13 protein-coding genes are annotated in these 15,568 nt (G+C 65.7%); 3 read left to right on the top strand and 10 right to left on the bottom strand.

The window, feature by feature from the left end:
• Window positions 1–55: 55 nt before the first annotated feature.
• From EYS21_RS09220 to coaE, 3 genes are all read right to left on the bottom strand, one after another.
• Window positions 56–1,084 (bottom strand): TerC family protein, encoded by a 1,029-nt coding sequence (locus tag EYS21_RS09220; RefSeq protein ID WP_131132919.1) that lies wholly within the window; start codon window positions 1,082–1,084, stop codon window positions 56–58.
• 235 nt (window positions 1,085–1,319) lie between these two features.
• Window positions 1,320–3,419 (bottom strand): excinuclease ABC subunit UvrB, encoded by a 2,100-nt coding sequence (gene uvrB, locus EYS21_RS09215; RefSeq protein ID WP_131132918.1) that lies wholly within the window; start codon window positions 3,417–3,419, stop codon window positions 1,320–1,322.
• A 44-nt stretch (window positions 3,420–3,463) separates the two neighbouring features.
• Entirely contained in the window at window positions 3,464–4,684 is a 1,221-nt protein-coding gene (coaE, locus tag EYS21_RS09210) for a dephospho-CoA kinase (protein WP_131132917.1), read from the bottom strand.
• Between the two features lie 140 nt (window positions 4,685–4,824).
• Here coaE and EYS21_RS09205 point away from each other — a divergent pair, with 140 nt between their 5' ends.
• Together EYS21_RS09205 and EYS21_RS09200 are read left to right on the top strand one after the other, a co-directional pair.
• A complete protein-coding gene (locus EYS21_RS09205) occupies window positions 4,825–5,514 on the top strand; it encodes a YigZ family protein (RefSeq protein ID WP_131132916.1) in 690 nt (229 codons plus the stop codon).
• Window positions 5,498–5,992, top strand: a complete 495-nt coding sequence (locus EYS21_RS09200) for a GNAT family protein (RefSeq protein WP_131132915.1) — start codon at window positions 5,498–5,500, stop codon at window positions 5,990–5,992. The genes EYS21_RS09205 and EYS21_RS09200 overlap by 17 nt, the downstream gene beginning before the upstream one ends.
• A 151-nt stretch (window positions 5,993–6,143) precedes the next feature.
• Here EYS21_RS09200 and rpsA read toward each other — a convergent pair whose 3' ends face one another.
• The 5 genes from rpsA to polA form a co-directional block, all read right to left on the bottom strand.
• Window positions 6,144–7,619 carry a 30S ribosomal protein S1 gene (rpsA, locus tag EYS21_RS09195; protein WP_131132914.1) on the bottom strand — a complete coding sequence of 492 codons (1,476 nt, stop codon included), beginning with the start codon at window positions 7,617–7,619 and terminating at the stop codon, window positions 6,144–6,146.
• 182 nt (window positions 7,620–7,801) lie between these two features.
• Window positions 7,802–8,734, bottom strand: coding sequence for a polysaccharide deacetylase family protein (locus EYS21_RS09190; RefSeq protein ID WP_131132913.1), 933 nt, complete (start codon window positions 8,732–8,734; stop codon window positions 7,802–7,804).
• 29 nt (window positions 8,735–8,763) lie between these two features.
• Window positions 8,764–10,062 (bottom strand): GNAT family N-acetyltransferase, encoded by a 1,299-nt coding sequence (locus EYS21_RS09185; RefSeq protein ID WP_242633360.1) that lies wholly within the window; start codon window positions 10,060–10,062, stop codon window positions 8,764–8,766.
• A gap of 68 nt (window positions 10,063–10,130) precedes the next feature.
• Window positions 10,131–10,742 (bottom strand): GyrI-like domain-containing protein, encoded by a 612-nt coding sequence (locus EYS21_RS09180; RefSeq protein ID WP_131132912.1) that lies wholly within the window; start codon window positions 10,740–10,742, stop codon window positions 10,131–10,133.
• 50 nt (window positions 10,743–10,792) lie between these two features.
• Window positions 10,793–13,435, bottom strand: a complete 2,643-nt coding sequence (gene polA / locus EYS21_RS09175) for a DNA polymerase I (RefSeq protein WP_242633376.1) — start codon at window positions 13,433–13,435, stop codon at window positions 10,793–10,795.
• Between the two features lie 196 nt (window positions 13,436–13,631).
• Here polA and EYS21_RS09170 point away from each other — a divergent pair, with 196 nt between their 5' ends.
• Complete coding sequence (locus EYS21_RS09170) at window positions 13,632–14,111, top strand: hotdog fold thioesterase (RefSeq protein WP_131132910.1); 480 nt, start codon at window positions 13,632–13,634, stop codon at window positions 14,109–14,111.
• Window positions 14,112–14,126: 15 nt separating this feature from the next.
• Here the strand turns inward: EYS21_RS09170 and EYS21_RS09165 are convergent, their stop codons facing one another.
• Window positions 14,127–14,684: a dihydrofolate reductase family protein gene (locus EYS21_RS09165; protein WP_131132909.1), complete on the bottom strand. Its 558-nt coding sequence runs from the start codon at window positions 14,682–14,684 to the stop codon at window positions 14,127–14,129.
• 13 nt (window positions 14,685–14,697) lie between these two features.
• Window positions 14,698–15,567 carry a hypothetical protein gene (locus EYS21_RS09160; RefSeq protein WP_131132908.1) on the bottom strand — a complete coding sequence of 290 codons (870 nt, stop codon included), beginning with the start codon at window positions 15,565–15,567 and terminating at the stop codon, window positions 14,698–14,700.
• Window position 15,568: the final 1 nt, after the last annotated feature.

The raw sequence follows: 15,568 nt of genomic DNA, 5'->3' as shown, positions 1-15,568 counted from the left end.
TGCGGCCGGGATCATGAGGGACATGCGGTACGCGGAGTGAACCCGCGCGGAAAGCCTACTCGACGTCGCTGAGGCTCTTCTTGGCGTCTTCCTCGAGGCGCGGGTCCAGGTGGGCCGTCTTCGCCTTGGAGCTCAGGAGGCTGGCAACCACGGCAACGATGATGGTGCCCACGATGACGGCCAGGGACACGAACGTCGGAATCTCCGGTGCCCATTCGATGTGGTGCCCACCGTTGATGAACGGCAGTTCGTTCACATGCATTGCGTGCAGCACCAGCTTCACGCCGATGAACGCCAGGATGAAGGACAGCGCGTGCTTGAGGTAGATCAGGCGGTTCATCAGGCCACCCAGCAGGAAGTACAGCTGGCGCAGGCCCATCAGGGCGAACAGGTTGGCGGTGAACACGATGAAGGGGCTCTGGGTCAGGCCGAAGATCGCCGGGATGGAGTCAACAGCGAAGAGGAGGTCGGTCAGGCCAATCGTAATGAAAACGATCAGCATCGGGGTGAAGACCTTCTTGCCGTTCACCTCGGTGCGCAGCTTGCCGCCGTCGAACTTCTCCGACATGGGGATGACCTTGCGGATCCGGGCGATGAGGGGGTTTTCCTTGTCCTCTTCGTCCTCGCCTTCATCCTGGGCCTGCTTCCACGCGGTCCAGAGCAGGAACGCACCGAAGATGTAGAACACCCAGCTGAACTGCTCGATCACGATGGCGCCGAGGAGGATGAAGATGCCACGCAGGATCAGCGCGATGATGATGCCCACCATCAGCACCTCCTGCTGGTATTTCCGCGGCACGGAGAAGCGGGCCATGATGATGATGAAGACAAACAGGTTGTCGATGCTGAGGCTGTATTCCGTGACCCAGCCGGCCACGAACTGGCCGCCGAACTCGGCACCGGTAAAGGCGAACATGGCGCCGGCGAACACGAGGGCGAGCGATACGTAGAACGCCACCCACAGCCCGGCTTCCTTCATGGAAGGTTCATGGGGACGCCGGACAACCAGCAAAAGATCGATCAGGAGGATCAGGCCAAGGACGACAAGTGAGCCGACCTCGAACCACACGGGCAAATCGAGCACAGGGTAGCCTTTCGCAGGGTACAGAGAAGCGGTGTAAGTCTCTCCGGCCAGCCTGTGCACTTGGTGCTGATGTGGCGGCCCGCTACGCCCGGCCAGGCAACCATGCCTGGCGTGTTGACGATCGTAGCGCTCGGGATACTCCCCTACGTGACGTTAACTGTACAGCAGGCAGCACCCCACGTTCGAACGTGTTTCGGCCGTACATGCCCAAGTGGGGCGTAACCCCGCCGCCGTGCTAGGCGTGGCCGGCCGCCTGCATCTGCCGGAGCTCCTTCTTGAGTTCGCTGACTTCGTCGCGGATCCGGGCCGCAACCTCGAACTGGAGTTCGGCGGCGGCGCCGTGCATCTGTTCGGTCAGCTGCTCGATCAGGCCAACGAGGTCCTCCGCCGGAGCAGCGGCCAGGCCGTCTGCGCGGACCTGGGCCGCGCCCTTGGCGGCGGACTTGCCACGCTTGGCACCCTTCGCCAGGCGGTTGTTGTTCAGCAGCTCCTGGGTGTCGGCGTCTTCCTTGGCCAGCTGGTCGGTAATGTCGGCAATCTTCTTCCGCAGCGGCTGCGGATCGATGCCCTTTTCCTTGTTGTAGGCCACCTGGATGGCACGGCGCCGGTTGGTCTCGTCGATGGCGTGGGCCATGGAGTCGGTGATGCGGTCGGCGTACATGTGGACCTGGCCGGACACGTTGCGGGCGGCACGGCCGATGGTCTGGATGAGCGAGGTGGAAGACCGCAGGAAGCCTTCCTTGTCCGCATCCAGGATGCTGACCAGCGAAACCTCGGGCAGGTCAAGGCCTTCGCGGAGCAGGTTGATGCCCACCAGGACGTCGAAGACGCCCATCCGCAGTTCCCGGAGCAGTTCCACCCGTCGCAGGGTGTCGACGTCCGAGTGCAGGTATTCGACCTTGATGCCGTGGCCCAGCAGGTAGTCGGTGAGGTCCTCGGCCATGCGTTTGGTCAGTGTGGTGACCAGGACGCGTTCGTTCTTCGCCGTGCGCGTCTTGATCTCGCCCAGCAGGTCATCGATCTGGCCCTTGGTGGGTTTGACCACCACCTCGGGGTCGATCAGTCCGGTGGGCCGGATGATCTGCTGGACGAAGCCGTCAGCCTTCCCGAGTTCGTACTTGCCGGGGGTGGCGGACAGGTAGACGGTCTGGCCCACGCGTTCGAGGAACTCGTCCCATTTCAGTGGGCGGTTGTCCATGGCTGACGGCAGGCGGAAGCCGAAGTCCACGAGGTTCCGCTTGCGGGACATGTCGCCTTCGTACATGGCGCCGATCTGTGGCACGGTGACGTGGGATTCGTCGATCACCAGCAGGAAGTCGTCCGGGAAGTAGTCGATGAGGCAGTGCGGCGCGGTCCCGCGGGCCCGGCCGTCGATGTGCGACGAGTAGTTCTCGATGCCGTTGCAGAAACCCATCTGCTGCATCATTTCGAGGTCGTAGGTGGTGCGCATCCGGAGCCGCTGGGCTTCCACCAGCTTGTTCTGGCTTTCCAGGACCTGCAGCCGCTCGGCGAGTTCGTCCTCGATCCGCTTGATGGCCCGGGCCATCCGCTCGGGACCGGCCACATAGTGCGAGGCCGGGAAGACGTACATTTCCTCCTCGTCCCGGATCATCTCGCCGGTCAGCGGATGGAGCGTATGGATGTTCTCAATTTCGTCGCCGAAGAACTCGATCCGGATGGCCAGTTCCTCGTACATCGGGATGATTTCCACGGTGTCGCCGCGGACCCGGAACGTGCCGCGGTGGAAGTCCATGTCGTTACGGGCGTACTGCATGGCGACGAACTTCCGGAGCAGGTCGTCGCGGTTCATCTGCGCGCCCTTGCGGAGCGTGACCATACCCGCGATGTACTCTTCCGGGGTGCCCAGGCCGTAGATGCAGGACACCGTGGCAACAACAATCACGTCGCGGCGGGTCAGCAAGGCGTTGGTGGCTGAGTGGCGGAGCCGTTCCACTTCCTCGTTGATGGAGGAGTCCTTCTCGATGAAGGTGTCCGTCTGGGCTACGTACGCCTCAGGCTGGTAGTAGTCGTAGTAGGAGACGAAGTACTCCACCGCGTTGTTGGGCAGCAGTTCACGGAATTCGTTGGCCAGCTGGGCGGCCAGGGTCTTGTTCTGCACCATGACCAGGGTGGGCCGCTGGACCTGTTCGATCAGCCAGGCGGTGGTGGCGCTCTTGCCGGTACCGGTGGCGCCGAGCAGGACAACGTCCTTTTCGCCGTTCTTGATGCGCTCTGTCAGCTCGGTGATGGCTGCGGGCTGGTCGCCGGCAGGCTGGAACTCGCTGATGACCTCGAAGGGCGCGACAACTCGGTTGATTTCCTGGGCAAGGCTCATGAATCTAATCTACAACCGGGGACCGACAGGAACAGCCGGATCAGTTACCGGCGAACAGGGTACGACGGCGGCACCCACCCCGCGCGGCGGGCCCACTCATCCATCAGCGGCCACGCAACGTCAGTGAACCAAGGTTCCTTCGCGTCGGCGTACCTGGCCGTGCCGGTATCGCCGGAATGCCGCCCGGACAGTTCGCGCTTGTGGGCTTCGTACATCACGACGGCGGCGCGGTCGCTGCGCAGCCAGTCCCGGAACAGCAGCGCATACCGCCAGCCCGGCGAGCCGGCCGCCCGGACGTGGAGGTTCACGGCCCTGCCTGGGTCGGCGTTTGCATGAAACCGCTTCTGCCACAGCTCCGGATCGGGCTGTTCCGGCTTGGGCGTGTCAGCCTGGACGCCTGGGACGGACGGGAACCCGGCAGCGGCCAGGGCAGGGCCGATCCGGTCGGCGACCGCCAGATCGGAAACGGTGACCTGGAGGTCCAGGACGTCCTTGGCCGCCAGCCCGGACACTGCCGTGGAGCCGATGTGGTCAACCGCCAGGAGGTCGTCCGGGGCGGCGGTCAGGATCCGTGCACCGATGCGTGCCGCCTGGTGAGCCCAGTCATCCTGGTGCGCCCGCAGCGTCGGCCCGTCAATGCGGCGTGCGCGGATCCCGCGCCGGAGGTTGTCCGCGAAGGGCAGGAGCCTGTCAGCCCACAGTGAATCCACGGTGGCAAGCAGCTGGTCCCGGCTTCCCGCGTTCTCCAGCACCACGTCAGCAGCGGCGTTGCGCTCCTCCCGGCTGGCCTGGGCGGCCATGCGGGATGCGGCCTCGCCGGGGCTCATGCCGCGGTGTTCCGCCATGCGCCGGATCCGGATGTCGTCCGGGGCGTCGACCACTAGAACGAGGTGGAAACTGCTGCCCTGGCCGGTTTCGACGAGGAGGGGAATGTCCTGGACCACGATGTCGCCGTCGCCCGCTGTGGCAACGATGCCGGCAGCCGCTTCCCGGACCAGTGGATGGATGATGCCGTTGAGCACGTCCCTGCGTGACGGGTCCTGGAACACAATCGCGCCGAGGGCAGGGCGGTCGAGCCGGCCCGCCGCGTCCAGGATCCCCGGGCCGAAGGCCTCCACGACGCGCGCCAGTCCAGGCGTTCCCGGTTCCACCACGTCCCGGGCCAGGGCGTCGGCGTCCACCAGCACGGCACCCAATGCCGCCAGGCGTGAGGCCACCACTGACTTCCCCGAGGCGATGCCGCCCGTCAACCCGATCTTCAGCACCCCACCAGCCTAGTCCCCACCGCCCGGGTTCCCTGGCCGAGCGCAGCGAGGTGAGGACGGCGGTGGATGGGCCCACGCCGCCGGGGTTCCCTGGCCGAGCGCAGCGAGGTGAGGGAGGCGGTGGGGATTAGACTTGTGCGGTGCAAGACGAAGAGAGCCGCGCCACGTCCTACACCACGCTGGCGGCGGGCCCGGACTTCCGGCACGAGATCGAAATCAAACGGTCCAGGTTCATCACGGTCCTGCGGCGCGCCGGCAACGAGGAATCCGCCCGCGACCTGGTGGCTGGCCTGCGCCGGGAATTCCACGACGCCCGCCACCACTGTTCAGCGTTTGTCCTCGGACCGGACCGGGACATCCAGCGTTCCAATGACGACGGCGAGCCGTCCGGCACGGCCGGTATCCCGATGCTGGAAGCACTCATCAAACGGGAAACCACGCCGGGTCAGGCGGACCTCAGTGACGTCAGTGCCGTCGTCGTGCGCTATTTTGGCGGCGTGCTGCTGGGCGCCGGCGGGCTGGTGCGTGCCTATTCAGAGTCGGTGTCCGCCGCGCTGGAACTCACCCCGTTGGTCCGGCGCCGCCGGCTGCGGATCTGCGAGGCGTCGGTTCCCCACGCAGCTGCGGGCCGCCTGGAGAACGACCTGCGGACAGCCGGGTTCGTGATGTCTGAAACCAGCTACGGTGCCCAGGACACCATCCTGCGCCTGGCCATCCCCGATGAACAGGCCGACATCGCCGCGGCGTCAGACCGGGTCCTGTCCCTCACCGGCGGGAAGGCCGCGCTGACGCCCGGCGGAACGGAGTGGATCGATGTCCCGCTCCCCTGACGTCCGGCTGGCTGACGTCGATGAGACCACGCTGGAGCGGCTCCTGGCCCTCGCCATGGACGATGCGTCGCCGGACGAAGTCACTCCCCCGGTTGGCGACGGGACCGGTTGGAACGCCGCACGGATTGACTGGTTCCGCGCCTACCACCGGTCTGCGGCGGCGGGCCTGGACGGGCCTGCCAGGGAAAAGAGTTGGGCCATTCTGTGCGATGGCAGCCCCGCCGGTTCCGTCAGGCTGAAGCGTACCGGACCTGATTCAGTGGAAACCGGCATCTGGCTGGGCCGAAGCTTTCGCGGCCGCGGGGTCGGCTCCGCTGCCCTGGACCTGGTCCTGGTGGAAGCCCGCCATTCAGGACTGCGGCAGGTCGTCGCCCGGACGACGGCGGGCAACATCGGCGCCCAGCGCCTCCTGGCTGCGGCGGGCGCCCAGCTGACGCACGACGACGGCGGCGCGGTGAGTGCCGCCGTCGTGCTCTGAACTGACTCGCAGCAGACGCACCGAAACGCGCGTTGGGGAGCGTTAGGTGCCAGTCAGTTGAGCTGTTGAACGTCGCGGGTTAAACACAGCGGGCCCCTGCATTTCGCAGGGGCCCGTTGTGTCAGCCCGGGAAGCCCCGGGCCGGTGGCAATTAGTTGCCGGTCAGCTTCTCGCGCAGAGCGGCAAGAGCCTCGTCCGAAGCAAGCGTGCCTGCACCGGTCTCGGCTGCAGCAGGCTCGGAGGAGTAGCTGGTGGTGCCGGAATCGCTGTCACCGGACGTTGCAGCTGCAGCGTCGTCGGCAGCGTGCTGGGCAACCTGCTTCTTGTGTGCTTCCCAGCGGGTCTGGGCGTCAGCGTACTGCTGCTCCCAGGCGGCGCGCTGGTTCTCGTAGCCTTCAAGCCACTCGTTGGACTCCGGGTCGAAGCCCTCCGGGTACTTGTAGTTGCCCTCTTCGTCGTACTCAGCGGCCATGCCGTAGAGAGCCGGATCGAATTCGGTGCTGTCGGCGTCAACGCCCTCGTTAGCCTGCTTGAGGGAGAGGGAGATGCGGCGGCGCTCGAGGTCGATGTCGATGACCTTGACGAACAGCTCGTCGCCAACGGAGACAACCTGCTCAGCCAGCTCCACGTGGCGGACAGCCAGCTCGGAGATGTGCACGAGGCCTTCGATGCCGTCTTCGACGCGAACGAACGCACCGAACGGAACGAGCTTGGTGACCTTACCCGGAACAACCTGCCCGAGGGCGTGGGTGCGGGCGAAGGTCTGCCACGGATCTTCCTGCGTAGCCTTGAGCGACAGGGAAACACGCTCGCGGTCCAGGTCGACCTCGAGAACCTCGACGGTGACTTCCTGGCCAACTTCGACAACCTCGGACGGGTGGTCGATGTGCTTCCAGGACAGCTCGGAAACGTGAACGAGGCCGTCTACGCCGCCCAGGTCCACGAATGCACCGAAGTTGACGATGGAGGAAACGACGCCGGGACGGACCTGGCCCTTTTCCAGCTTGTTGAGGAACGTGGAGCGGACCTCGGACTGGGTCTGCTCGAGCCATGCACGGCGGGACAGCACAACGTTGTTGCGGTTCTTGTCCAGCTCGATGATCTTGGCTTCGATCTGCTGACCGATGTACGGAGCAAGGTCGCGCACACGGCGCATCTCGACGAGGGATGCGGGCAGGAAGCCGCGCAGACCGATGTCGAGGATAAGACCACCCTTGACAACCTCGATGACGGTACCGGTGACAACACCGTCTTCTTCCTTGACCTTCTCGATGTCGCCCCAGGCGCGCTCGTACTGAGCGCGCTTCTTGGAGAGGATCAGGCGGCCTTCTTTGTCTTCCTTGGTGAGCACCAGGGCTTCGACGAGATCGCCTACGGAGACAACGTCTCCGGGATCAACGTCGTGCTTGATGGACAGCTCGCGGGAGGGGATGACACCTTCGGTCTTGTAACCGATGTCGAGCAGAACTTCATCGCGGTCGACCTTGACGACGGTACCTTCGACGAGGTCTCCGTCGTTGAAGTACTTGATGGTGGCGTCGACTGCTGCGAGGAAGTCCTCAGCGGTACCGATGTCGTTAATGGCGACTACGGGGGTACCGGGCTTCTCGGTGGAGGTGATGGTCATGTAGTAGGGGCTCCGTTGTGGATAGTTAGTCGGTCAGGCGAACCACCGCGCCCGCGTTAATGGAACGCAGGCGCAGGTCTCGGCAGCTCACAAGGATCTGCCGGGTCATCCTGATTTTGTGGATTGTAGATACGTGCACGTAGTACACGCCCGTTTATTCTAGTCGCTGCGGCCAACGGGGGTCAAAGCGCGGGCAGCACGTCGACGAGCCGGGCAAAGGTGGTGCCGCCGCCCTGCAGCCGCGGCAGCGCCTGCCGGAAGCCGGCCGCGGTGCCGCTGCCTGGTTTGTTGAAGTGCGCAATGACAATGTCTCCAGGTCCTGCAGCAGACAACGCGGACGCGACCGCTGCCGGCGGCAGCGTGGCGCCGGCGTCGGCGTTGATGCTGAAGTTCACCGGCAGCATGCCCAGGCGACGGGTCATCGCGGCGGCCACGTCGTCGTAGTAGGCCGTGCCTGCCCGGAAAAAGCGCGACGGCCGCCCTGCTGCTTCCTGGAGCACGTCCTGGCACTTCGTCAGCTCGTCATAAGCGTCGGCGACGCCCGCGGTGCCGGCGATGCCGTAGGCGGATTTACCGGAGACCGACAGCGGCCGGTGAAGCCAGCCATGGTTGGCCAGTTCAAAGAGCGGGTCTGCCCCCAGCTCGGCGGCGAGGGTGCGGTTCGCCTGCATCCACCGCGCGTTCACAAAAAGGGTGGCCGGAATGCCCAGCCGCCGAAGCACGGCAAGCAACTCCTGGTCAACGCCGGATCCGCCGGCGCCGCCGCAGGCATCCAGGGTAATGACGGCCGGGCGTGCCGGTGACCTGGTGACCACGCCCGTGACCGCCAGACCCCATTCTGTGGGCCGCTTGCCGGCAAACTCCGCCACAAGCTGGGCCTTCGTCGGCGGGTGAACTGCTGCCGGCGTCGCCGGGAGGGGCTGGGGTGGGTCCGGAACTTCCTGCACCGGCGAGACCGCCGCGGCCAGGTCCTGTTGTTCATCCGGTACGGCCGCCCCGCCGGTCCCGGGTACTGCCGGTGCAGTACACGCCGACACAGCAGCGAGAACTCCCGATGTAAGGCCAAACACTATTGCCCGGCGGCTGGTCAGCCCCGGCGCGGCAATATCCCCCATGGATTTGTCCTTGGATGAGGCAGGAGCCCCTAGAAGTGGGTCAGGCAGTGCGTGGCACGTTCAACCGCAAACATGCCACGGGCCTGGAGCGCCGCGCCCTGCTTGTGTTCGCGGATCCGCCCAGCTGCCGCCAGCGTAACCGCGCAGACCGCACCGAGATAAATTGATGACAGGGCTGAGACATCCAGGGACAGGTCAGGCTGTTCCTCCGCTTCAAGGCGTACGACGGCGGCCTCGCCGCCGCTGGCCTCAAGGGCGTACGTCCCGGCCGTGAGCCCCAGCGGGTCATGCACCTCCAGGACCAGCCGCCCGTCCACGGGATAGCGCCGGGCTTCCAGTGCCTTGGGGACGTCCAGGATGCGGAGCCAGAGCATGTCCCTGCCGTCCGAGGAGTCGATGCACCGCGGATCGGTAAGCGCCCAGGCCAGCGGATCGTCCACCGGCGCCTCGGCCCACGTGACCCGTTCCACCAGGTCGATGGCGCCCAGGAACTGCCAGAGCTCCAGGTACGCCTCGCTGGTGGCGGCCACGAGGTCCACCACTTCGACGGTGTAGGGCTCGATGTCCCAGCCCAGGAATTTGTAGGAGACGTAGCCGTCCACGGTGTTGCCGGGTCCGTAGTGCAGTGCCACCTTGACGGCCGGATCCTCCTTGCCGTCCCGGCCCAGGGATCCCGAGGCCAGCTGGCGGTACCACTCCTGGCGGCCGATCGATCCCGGTGTTATGCGGTGGACTCGTTCAAAGATTTCCGGCGCAACGTCCAGCAGCACCTTGGGATCAGCAACCTCCACTGTGCCCACAGCCTGGTGGTTCAACTGGAACCGGGCGGTGGTATCCACTTTCACGGTACGTTCGAAGCTGGCCACCCCATAGCCGAACCTTCCGTAAATTGACCCTTCGGACGCGGTCAGTGCGGCTATCGCCAAGCCGTCGCGCCGGGCCATGTCCAGGTCCTCGGACATCATGCGGCGCAGCAGGCCGCGGCGCCGGTGCGAGGTCCGCACCGTCACGGCGGTGACCATCTGGGTTTCCAGGAGCCGGCCGAAGCCAATGTTGAGGGTCTTGCGGAGCGTGCCGAACGTTGCTACCGGAACGTCGGCCGGGAGGGACCCGGGAGCCACCTCACCGGTTTGGTACGCGCCGGTCAGGACACGGCGGTCAGCCCGGTACGTCGCCAGGGATTTCGCCACATGCTCGGGACTCCGGGTGGACTCGTGAAAGCCGAAAGCTACTGCCCTGACCCACTTCTCCGCTTCGGCGTATCCCGGTTCGTCCTTGGATACGGCGTCGAAGCGCCTGATTTCATAGTCCCCACTCAGTTCAGCCACACTGCCGAGCCTAACCAATCCATCCGGCCGGTGGCCACAGCAACACGCCAGTGCCGTCTGTAGGTGGGTCAGAGCCTCCGCACGGGCTGGCGCAGGATGGTCTTCAGCTTGTCCGGCGCCACCCTGCGGGCGTCGCTGAGGTAGATCTCGTGGTGCGGGCCGGCGAAGCCGAAGCCGTTGGCCGGCATGAACTCAGTGTGCAGCCGGTGCAGCGTGGGAGCCTCATCGGCGTAGCTGCCGATGTGCAGGATCTGCAGCGAAAGGCCTTCATCGAGGGCCTCCAGACGGAGCAGGTCCAGCGCCGGAGCGTTCTTCGCCACGGCCTTGGCGATGCCGTCCTGCACCTCCGCGGCCCCGATCCAGTCCGGCTGCGGGATCATCATGGTCCACTTCCAGCTGTCTTTGTCGCCCCGGGTGAAGGCGTCAGGATCGTCTGCTGTCCACAGGCCTTCCAGCGGCCCGACGGCGTAGTCCCGGCCAGCGTGCTTGCTGGCGAACTTGACGGCGTAGGACACCGAGTACAGGGCCTCGAGCGCGGCGGCGTAGGCCGGGGCCGTCCCGGGGTTCCCCTGCCCGTCCAGCATCAGGTACTCCATGGGCGGGACGGTGACCAGCTCGAAATCCCGGGCGCGGGGCGCATACAGTTCCTTGAACTGTTTCCTGACGTCGTACTTGTCCATTGCGCCCCGCCCGCCTTCCTGGTCACCGCCGTCCAGTAACCCGTCCGTTCCTAGTGGCCGGCGTCGTACCAGCTCGGCCCCACACCGATCTGGACGTCGAGCGGGACGCTGAGGTCCGCGGCGCCCGCCATCTGCTCGGTCACGAGCTTCTCCACCGCTTCCCGTTCGCCGGTGGCCACTTCCAGTACCAGTTCGTCATGGACCTGCAGCAGCATGCGTGACTTCAGGCCCTGGGCCGCGAGTTCGGCGTGCACGCCCAGCATGGCGCGCTTGATGATGTCCGCCGCCGAGCCTTGGATGGGCGAGTTCAGTGCGATGCGCTCCGCGTTCTCGCGCAGCTGGCGGTCTGTGCTGGTGAGGTCCGGGAGGTAGCGGCGGCGCCCCTCGATGGTGGCGGTGTAGCCGTCAATCCGGGCCTGGTCCACCACGCCGCGGAGGTAGTCGCGGACGGCACCGAACCGGTCAAAGTAGTCCTTCATCAGGGTCCGTGCCTCGTCGACGGAAATTTCCAGCTGTTTGGAGAGGCCAAACGAGGTCAGTCCGTAGGCGAGGCCGTAGGACATCGCCTTGACCTTGGACCGCATGGCGCTGGTGACCTGGTCGGTGGGGACGTGGAAAATGTTGGAGCCCACAAAGCGGTGCAGGTCCTCGCCTTCCAGATACGCCTGGATCAGGCCTTCGTCACCCGAAAGGTGGGCCATGATGCGCATCTCGATCTGCGAGTAGTCCGCGGACAGCAGGCACTCGTAGCCGTCGCTGACCACAAAGATGCCCCGGACGCGCCGGCCCTCCTCGCTGCGGATGGGGATGTTCTGCAGGTTGGGGTTATTGGAAGAGATCCGGCCCGTCGCGGCCACGTTCTGCGCGTACGTGGTGTGGATCCGGCCGTCGTCCGTGACCGACTTCTTGAGTGATTCCAGCATCTGGCGCAGCTTCGAGGATTCCCGGTGGGCCATCAGCTGGACCAGGAATTCGTGCCCGGTCTTTTCCAGCAGGTTCTTCAGCGAGGCCGCATCCGTGGTGTAGCCGGACTTGATCTTTTTGGTCTTGGGCAGCTGGAGTTCTTCGAAGAGGACAGTCTGCAGTTGCTTCGGCGACCCGAGGTTGACCTCGTGGCCGATCGCGGCGAACGCGAGTTCCTGGGCGTTGTCGATCACCTTGGCGAGATCCGCCACCTGCTCGTCCATGCGCGGCATGTCGATGGCGATGCCCGCGAGTTCCATGTCGGCCAGGACCCGGCTGACGGGCAGCTCCAGGGTGGCCAGCAGGTCCGCGGCCTTGCGTTCGGTCAATTCGGAACCGAAGAAACGGCTGAGGGCCTGGACCACCGCGGCCACGTGGACCAGGGCGCCGGCAGCGGCGGCGTCGTCGCCGTCGAACGACAGCTCAAGCTGGCCCGCCTTCGCGGTCTCGGACGTAATGCTGATGTTGAGGTGGTGCTGGGCGAGTTCAGCGAGTTCGTAGGTGCGGCGGTCCGGCTCGATCAGGTAACCGGAAATGGAAGTGTCATCCACCACGCCCTCCAGACCCAGGCCGCGGCTGGACAGGGCCTTCAGCGCGGCCTTGTAGCCGTGCATGACCTTGGGAGCTTCCACGTCCCGCAGCCAGCCCGCCAGGACGTTTTCGGCGGCAGCGTCCTGGGCAGCGAGGTCGATGTAGGCGGCGGCGTCGTCACGGACAATGGCCAGCGCGGCGGCGTCTTCGCCGATCCGGCCCGGCACCAGGTCCACGGCAACGGCCGAGCGCTTGCCGGCGCCCGCTGCCAGGAAGGCCTCCAGTTCCGCTGCATCGGCCGGCGTCACGTAGTCCGGGACATCGATACTCTCGCGCTCTGCCGGTTCCACGGCGTCGCTGCCATAGAGGGCAAAGAGCCGGGTACGGATGGTTTTGAATTCCAGTTCGTCGAAGAGCTGCTCCAGGGCGGCCTCGTCCGGGCGGGGTTCGGCAAGTTCGTCCAGGGTCACCGGAAGCTCGAGATCGGTGTGGAGCCGGTTCAGCCGCCGGTTGCGCTTGACGTCCTCGACGTTTTCGCGCAGGGCATCCCCCACCTTGCCTCCAATCGAGTCCAGGTGCTCCAGGACCCCTTCGAGTCCGCCGTAGAGGTTGATCCACTTGGCGGCGGTCTTCGGGCCGACGCCGGGGACGCCCGGGAGGTTGTCCGCGGTCTCCCCCACGAGAGCTGCGAGGTCCGAGTACTGCGGCGGGGTGACAAAGTATTTCTCCTGGATGGCGGCTGCGTCGAGCCTTGGAATGTCGCTGACGCCCTTCCGGGGGTAGAGCACAAAGACGTTGTCAGTGATGAGCTGGAACGCGTCGCGGTCGCCGGTGACCAGGAGGACCTCGAAACCGGCTTTCTCTCCCATGGCGGCGAGCGTTGCCAGGACGTCGTCCGCCTCATAACCCGGCATCTTGATGGTCTTGATGCCCCACGCCTGCATGACCTTGTCGATCAGGTCGATCTGGCCGCTCATCTCGCGGGGAGTTTCGTTGCGGCCGCCCTTGTACTCGCTGTACTCGGCCTTGCGGTGGGTGGTCTCATCCGAGACGTCGAACGCGACGGCGACGTGGGTGGGCTGCTGGTCCTTGATGAGGTTGATCAGCATGGATGTGAACCCGTGGATCGCGTTGGTGTGCTGCCCGTTGGCCGTGGAGAACTTATCCGCCGGGAGTGCAAAGAAGGCCCGGAACGCCATCGAATGCCCGTCCAGCACCAGCAGGCGCGGCTGGCCGGTGCCGGCAACGACGGGGGCTGCGGTAGCGGAAACCCGGCCCCCGGCCGGCGGCGGGACCTTGATGTCCTGCAGGGCGGCGTCAGCCTCAAGGGCGACGGTTTCGGAAGGGAAGGGGGCCGGTTTGGTAGTTTCACTCACAGGTGCCAGCCTAGTTCCCATGATGGACAATTTCACGCCCGGCCCCTTTACTGAGGAGTTGGTCACAGCAGGCATCCCCGAACAGCTCCACGAATGGCTCAGCGGATACGGAATCGGCGCCCTGGTGGCCAAGATGGGCATCCACTTCCTGGAGATGAGCCCCGAGCGGACGGTGGCCACCATGCCTGTGGAAGGCAACACCCAGGTGGCAGGCATCCTGCACGGCGGGGCCCACGTGGTCCTGGCCGAAACGCTGGGATCCTTCGCCGCGGGAATGCACGCCGGCGCCGGCCGGCATGCGGTGGGCATTGAGGTCAACGCGACCCATCACCGGTCCGTCGCGGCCGGGACCGTTACCGGAACCTGCACGGCCATCCACCTGGGCGGGACGCTGACAACCCACGAAGTCGTCATGACCGACGACAAGGGCAGGCGGTTGTCCACGGCCCGCATCACCAACATGATCCGGGACAACGGGCCCGCCAGGAAGGCTGACTAGGCCAAGAACGGATTGTTACCCGGCCGCGCCGCCGGGCGTGAGGGTGTAGCGCAGCTCCACGATCCCCCGGCCCAGGGTGCGCGAGGCTGTCAGTTCCAGCGGCGCCGTCGGGCCTTCCAGCGGCAGCAGCCGCTTGCCGTCGCCCAGCACCACGGGGATGACCGACAGGATCAGTTCATCCAGGTGTCCGGCCGCGGCGAACTGGGCGGCGAGGTTCCCGCCGCCCACCACCCAGACGTTCTTCCCGCCCGCGTCGTCGGTGAAATCCTGGATGAATTCCTGGACCGGGCCGCGCACAAACGTGATGTCGGACCCTGCGGGCGCCGTGTGCTCGTGCCGGGTGAACACGTAGCAGGGTGTGGAAGGGTAGGGCCACTTGCCGGGTTCGTGCTCCATCAGCCAGGCGTAGGTTTCCCCGCCCATCACGATGCAGCCCACCCCGTCCATAAAGGCGTTGTAGCTTTCCTCACCGCCTTCGAAGCCATCGAATTGCAGCAACCAGGCAAGATCGTCTTTGGTTGTGGCGATGAAGCCGTCCAAGGATGCAGCCACAAAATACTGGAAGCGGGACATGGCTCCAGCGTACTCATTTGGACTCGGGGTTCCCATACTCCACCCGCAGCCCGGGCTCGTCGCGGAGCACCACCACCTTTCCGCTGCGGATGGTCCAGCCTTCGTTAAGCAGGAAGATCCGCCCGCCGCTGACCACGAGGAGCCGCAGGCCGTTGTACCTGTACGAAGGATGCTCTGCCGTGCCGCTGGACTCCTCGCTAACGTTGGGTGCGCTGATGGCCAGGCGTTCGGTGCTGTAGACAACAGCCGTTGGCAGGAGCGCGGACTGTTCCTCGTAGCTCACGGCCAGTCCCCTGCCGAGTGCCTGCGCGAAGTCAGATGTGCCCCAGAACAGCAGGAGGGTGACCAGGCAGAGAACCAGCGTCCGCTCCGTTCCCCGGGACACCGCAGTCACCGTGTAGCCGCCGTCGTCCCTGGACCGGCGCCGGAGGCTCAACCCCCAGGCCGCCAGGAGTACGCCGCCCGCCATGATGTACGGGACGTAGAGCAAAGTCCGCCCCGCCTGCAGGATCACCGCCAGCCACATGGCGGCGGCGCATGCCACCCCGCCGAACAGGAGCATCCAGCCCAGCCTGCCGACCCCAACGCGGTGGCCAGCATTCAGCTGCCTGGCGAGGATCCTGTCGAGGGTTAGCCACAGGACTGCCGCAATCAGCAGCCACACCAGTGGAATGAAGAGGGACGGGATGCTCCTGAGGACGAAGTCCTGCACGGTATAGCCGAAAAGGCTGACGTCCAGCCCCATGGTCTTGGACTGGGCGTCTGTCCGTGCCCAGCCGAAGTAGACCAGCAGGGCCGTGGCGATGGTGAGCGGCGGTCCGATGGCCGCCAGCAGGTCAGCAGCGCGCTTCCAGCGGGGATCAGTTTCCTGCCCTTCGCTCATG

It is taken from the genome of Arthrobacter sp. S39 (genome assembly GCF_004320525.1).
GTDB lineage: Bacteria > Actinomycetota > Actinomycetes > Actinomycetales > Micrococcaceae > Arthrobacter.
The sequence above is the reverse complement of the archived record's forward strand: the minus strand, read 5'-3'. Positions and strand labels throughout refer to the sequence as shown.

What these genes read in the sequence shown, in the direction of transcription:
- uvrB (WP_131132918.1), bottom strand. Translation starts at nt 3,419, where the DNA reads ATGAGCCTTGCCCAGGAAATCAACCGAGTTGTCGCGCCCTTCGAGGTC.
- EYS21_RS09200 (WP_131132915.1), top strand. Translation starts at nt 5,498, where the DNA reads ATGTCCCGCTCCCCTGACGTCCGGCTGGCTGACGTCGATGAGACCACG.
- rpsA (WP_131132914.1), bottom strand. Translation starts at nt 7,619, where the DNA reads ATGACCATCACCTCCACCGAGAAGCCCGGTACCCCCGTAGTCGCCATT.
- EYS21_RS09190 (WP_131132913.1), bottom strand. Translation starts at nt 8,734, where the DNA reads ATGGGGGATATTGCCGCGCCGGGGCTGACCAGCCGCCGGGCAATAGTG.
- EYS21_RS09180 (WP_131132912.1), bottom strand. Translation starts at nt 10,742, where the DNA reads ATGGACAAGTACGACGTCAGGAAACAGTTCAAGGAACTGTATGCGCCC.
- polA (WP_242633376.1), bottom strand. Translation starts at nt 13,435, where the DNA reads ATGGCGTTCCGGGCCTTCTTTGCACTCCCGGCGGATAAGTTCTCCACG.
- EYS21_RS09170 (WP_131132910.1), top strand. Translation starts at nt 13,632, where the DNA reads ATGATGGACAATTTCACGCCCGGCCCCTTTACTGAGGAGTTGGTCACA.
- EYS21_RS09165 (WP_131132909.1), bottom strand. Translation starts at nt 14,684, where the DNA reads ATGTCCCGCTTCCAGTATTTTGTGGCTGCATCCTTGGACGGCTTCATC.
- EYS21_RS09160 (WP_131132908.1), bottom strand. Translation starts at nt 15,567, where the DNA reads ATGAGCGAAGGGCAGGAAACTGATCCCCGCTGGAAGCGCGCTGCTGAC.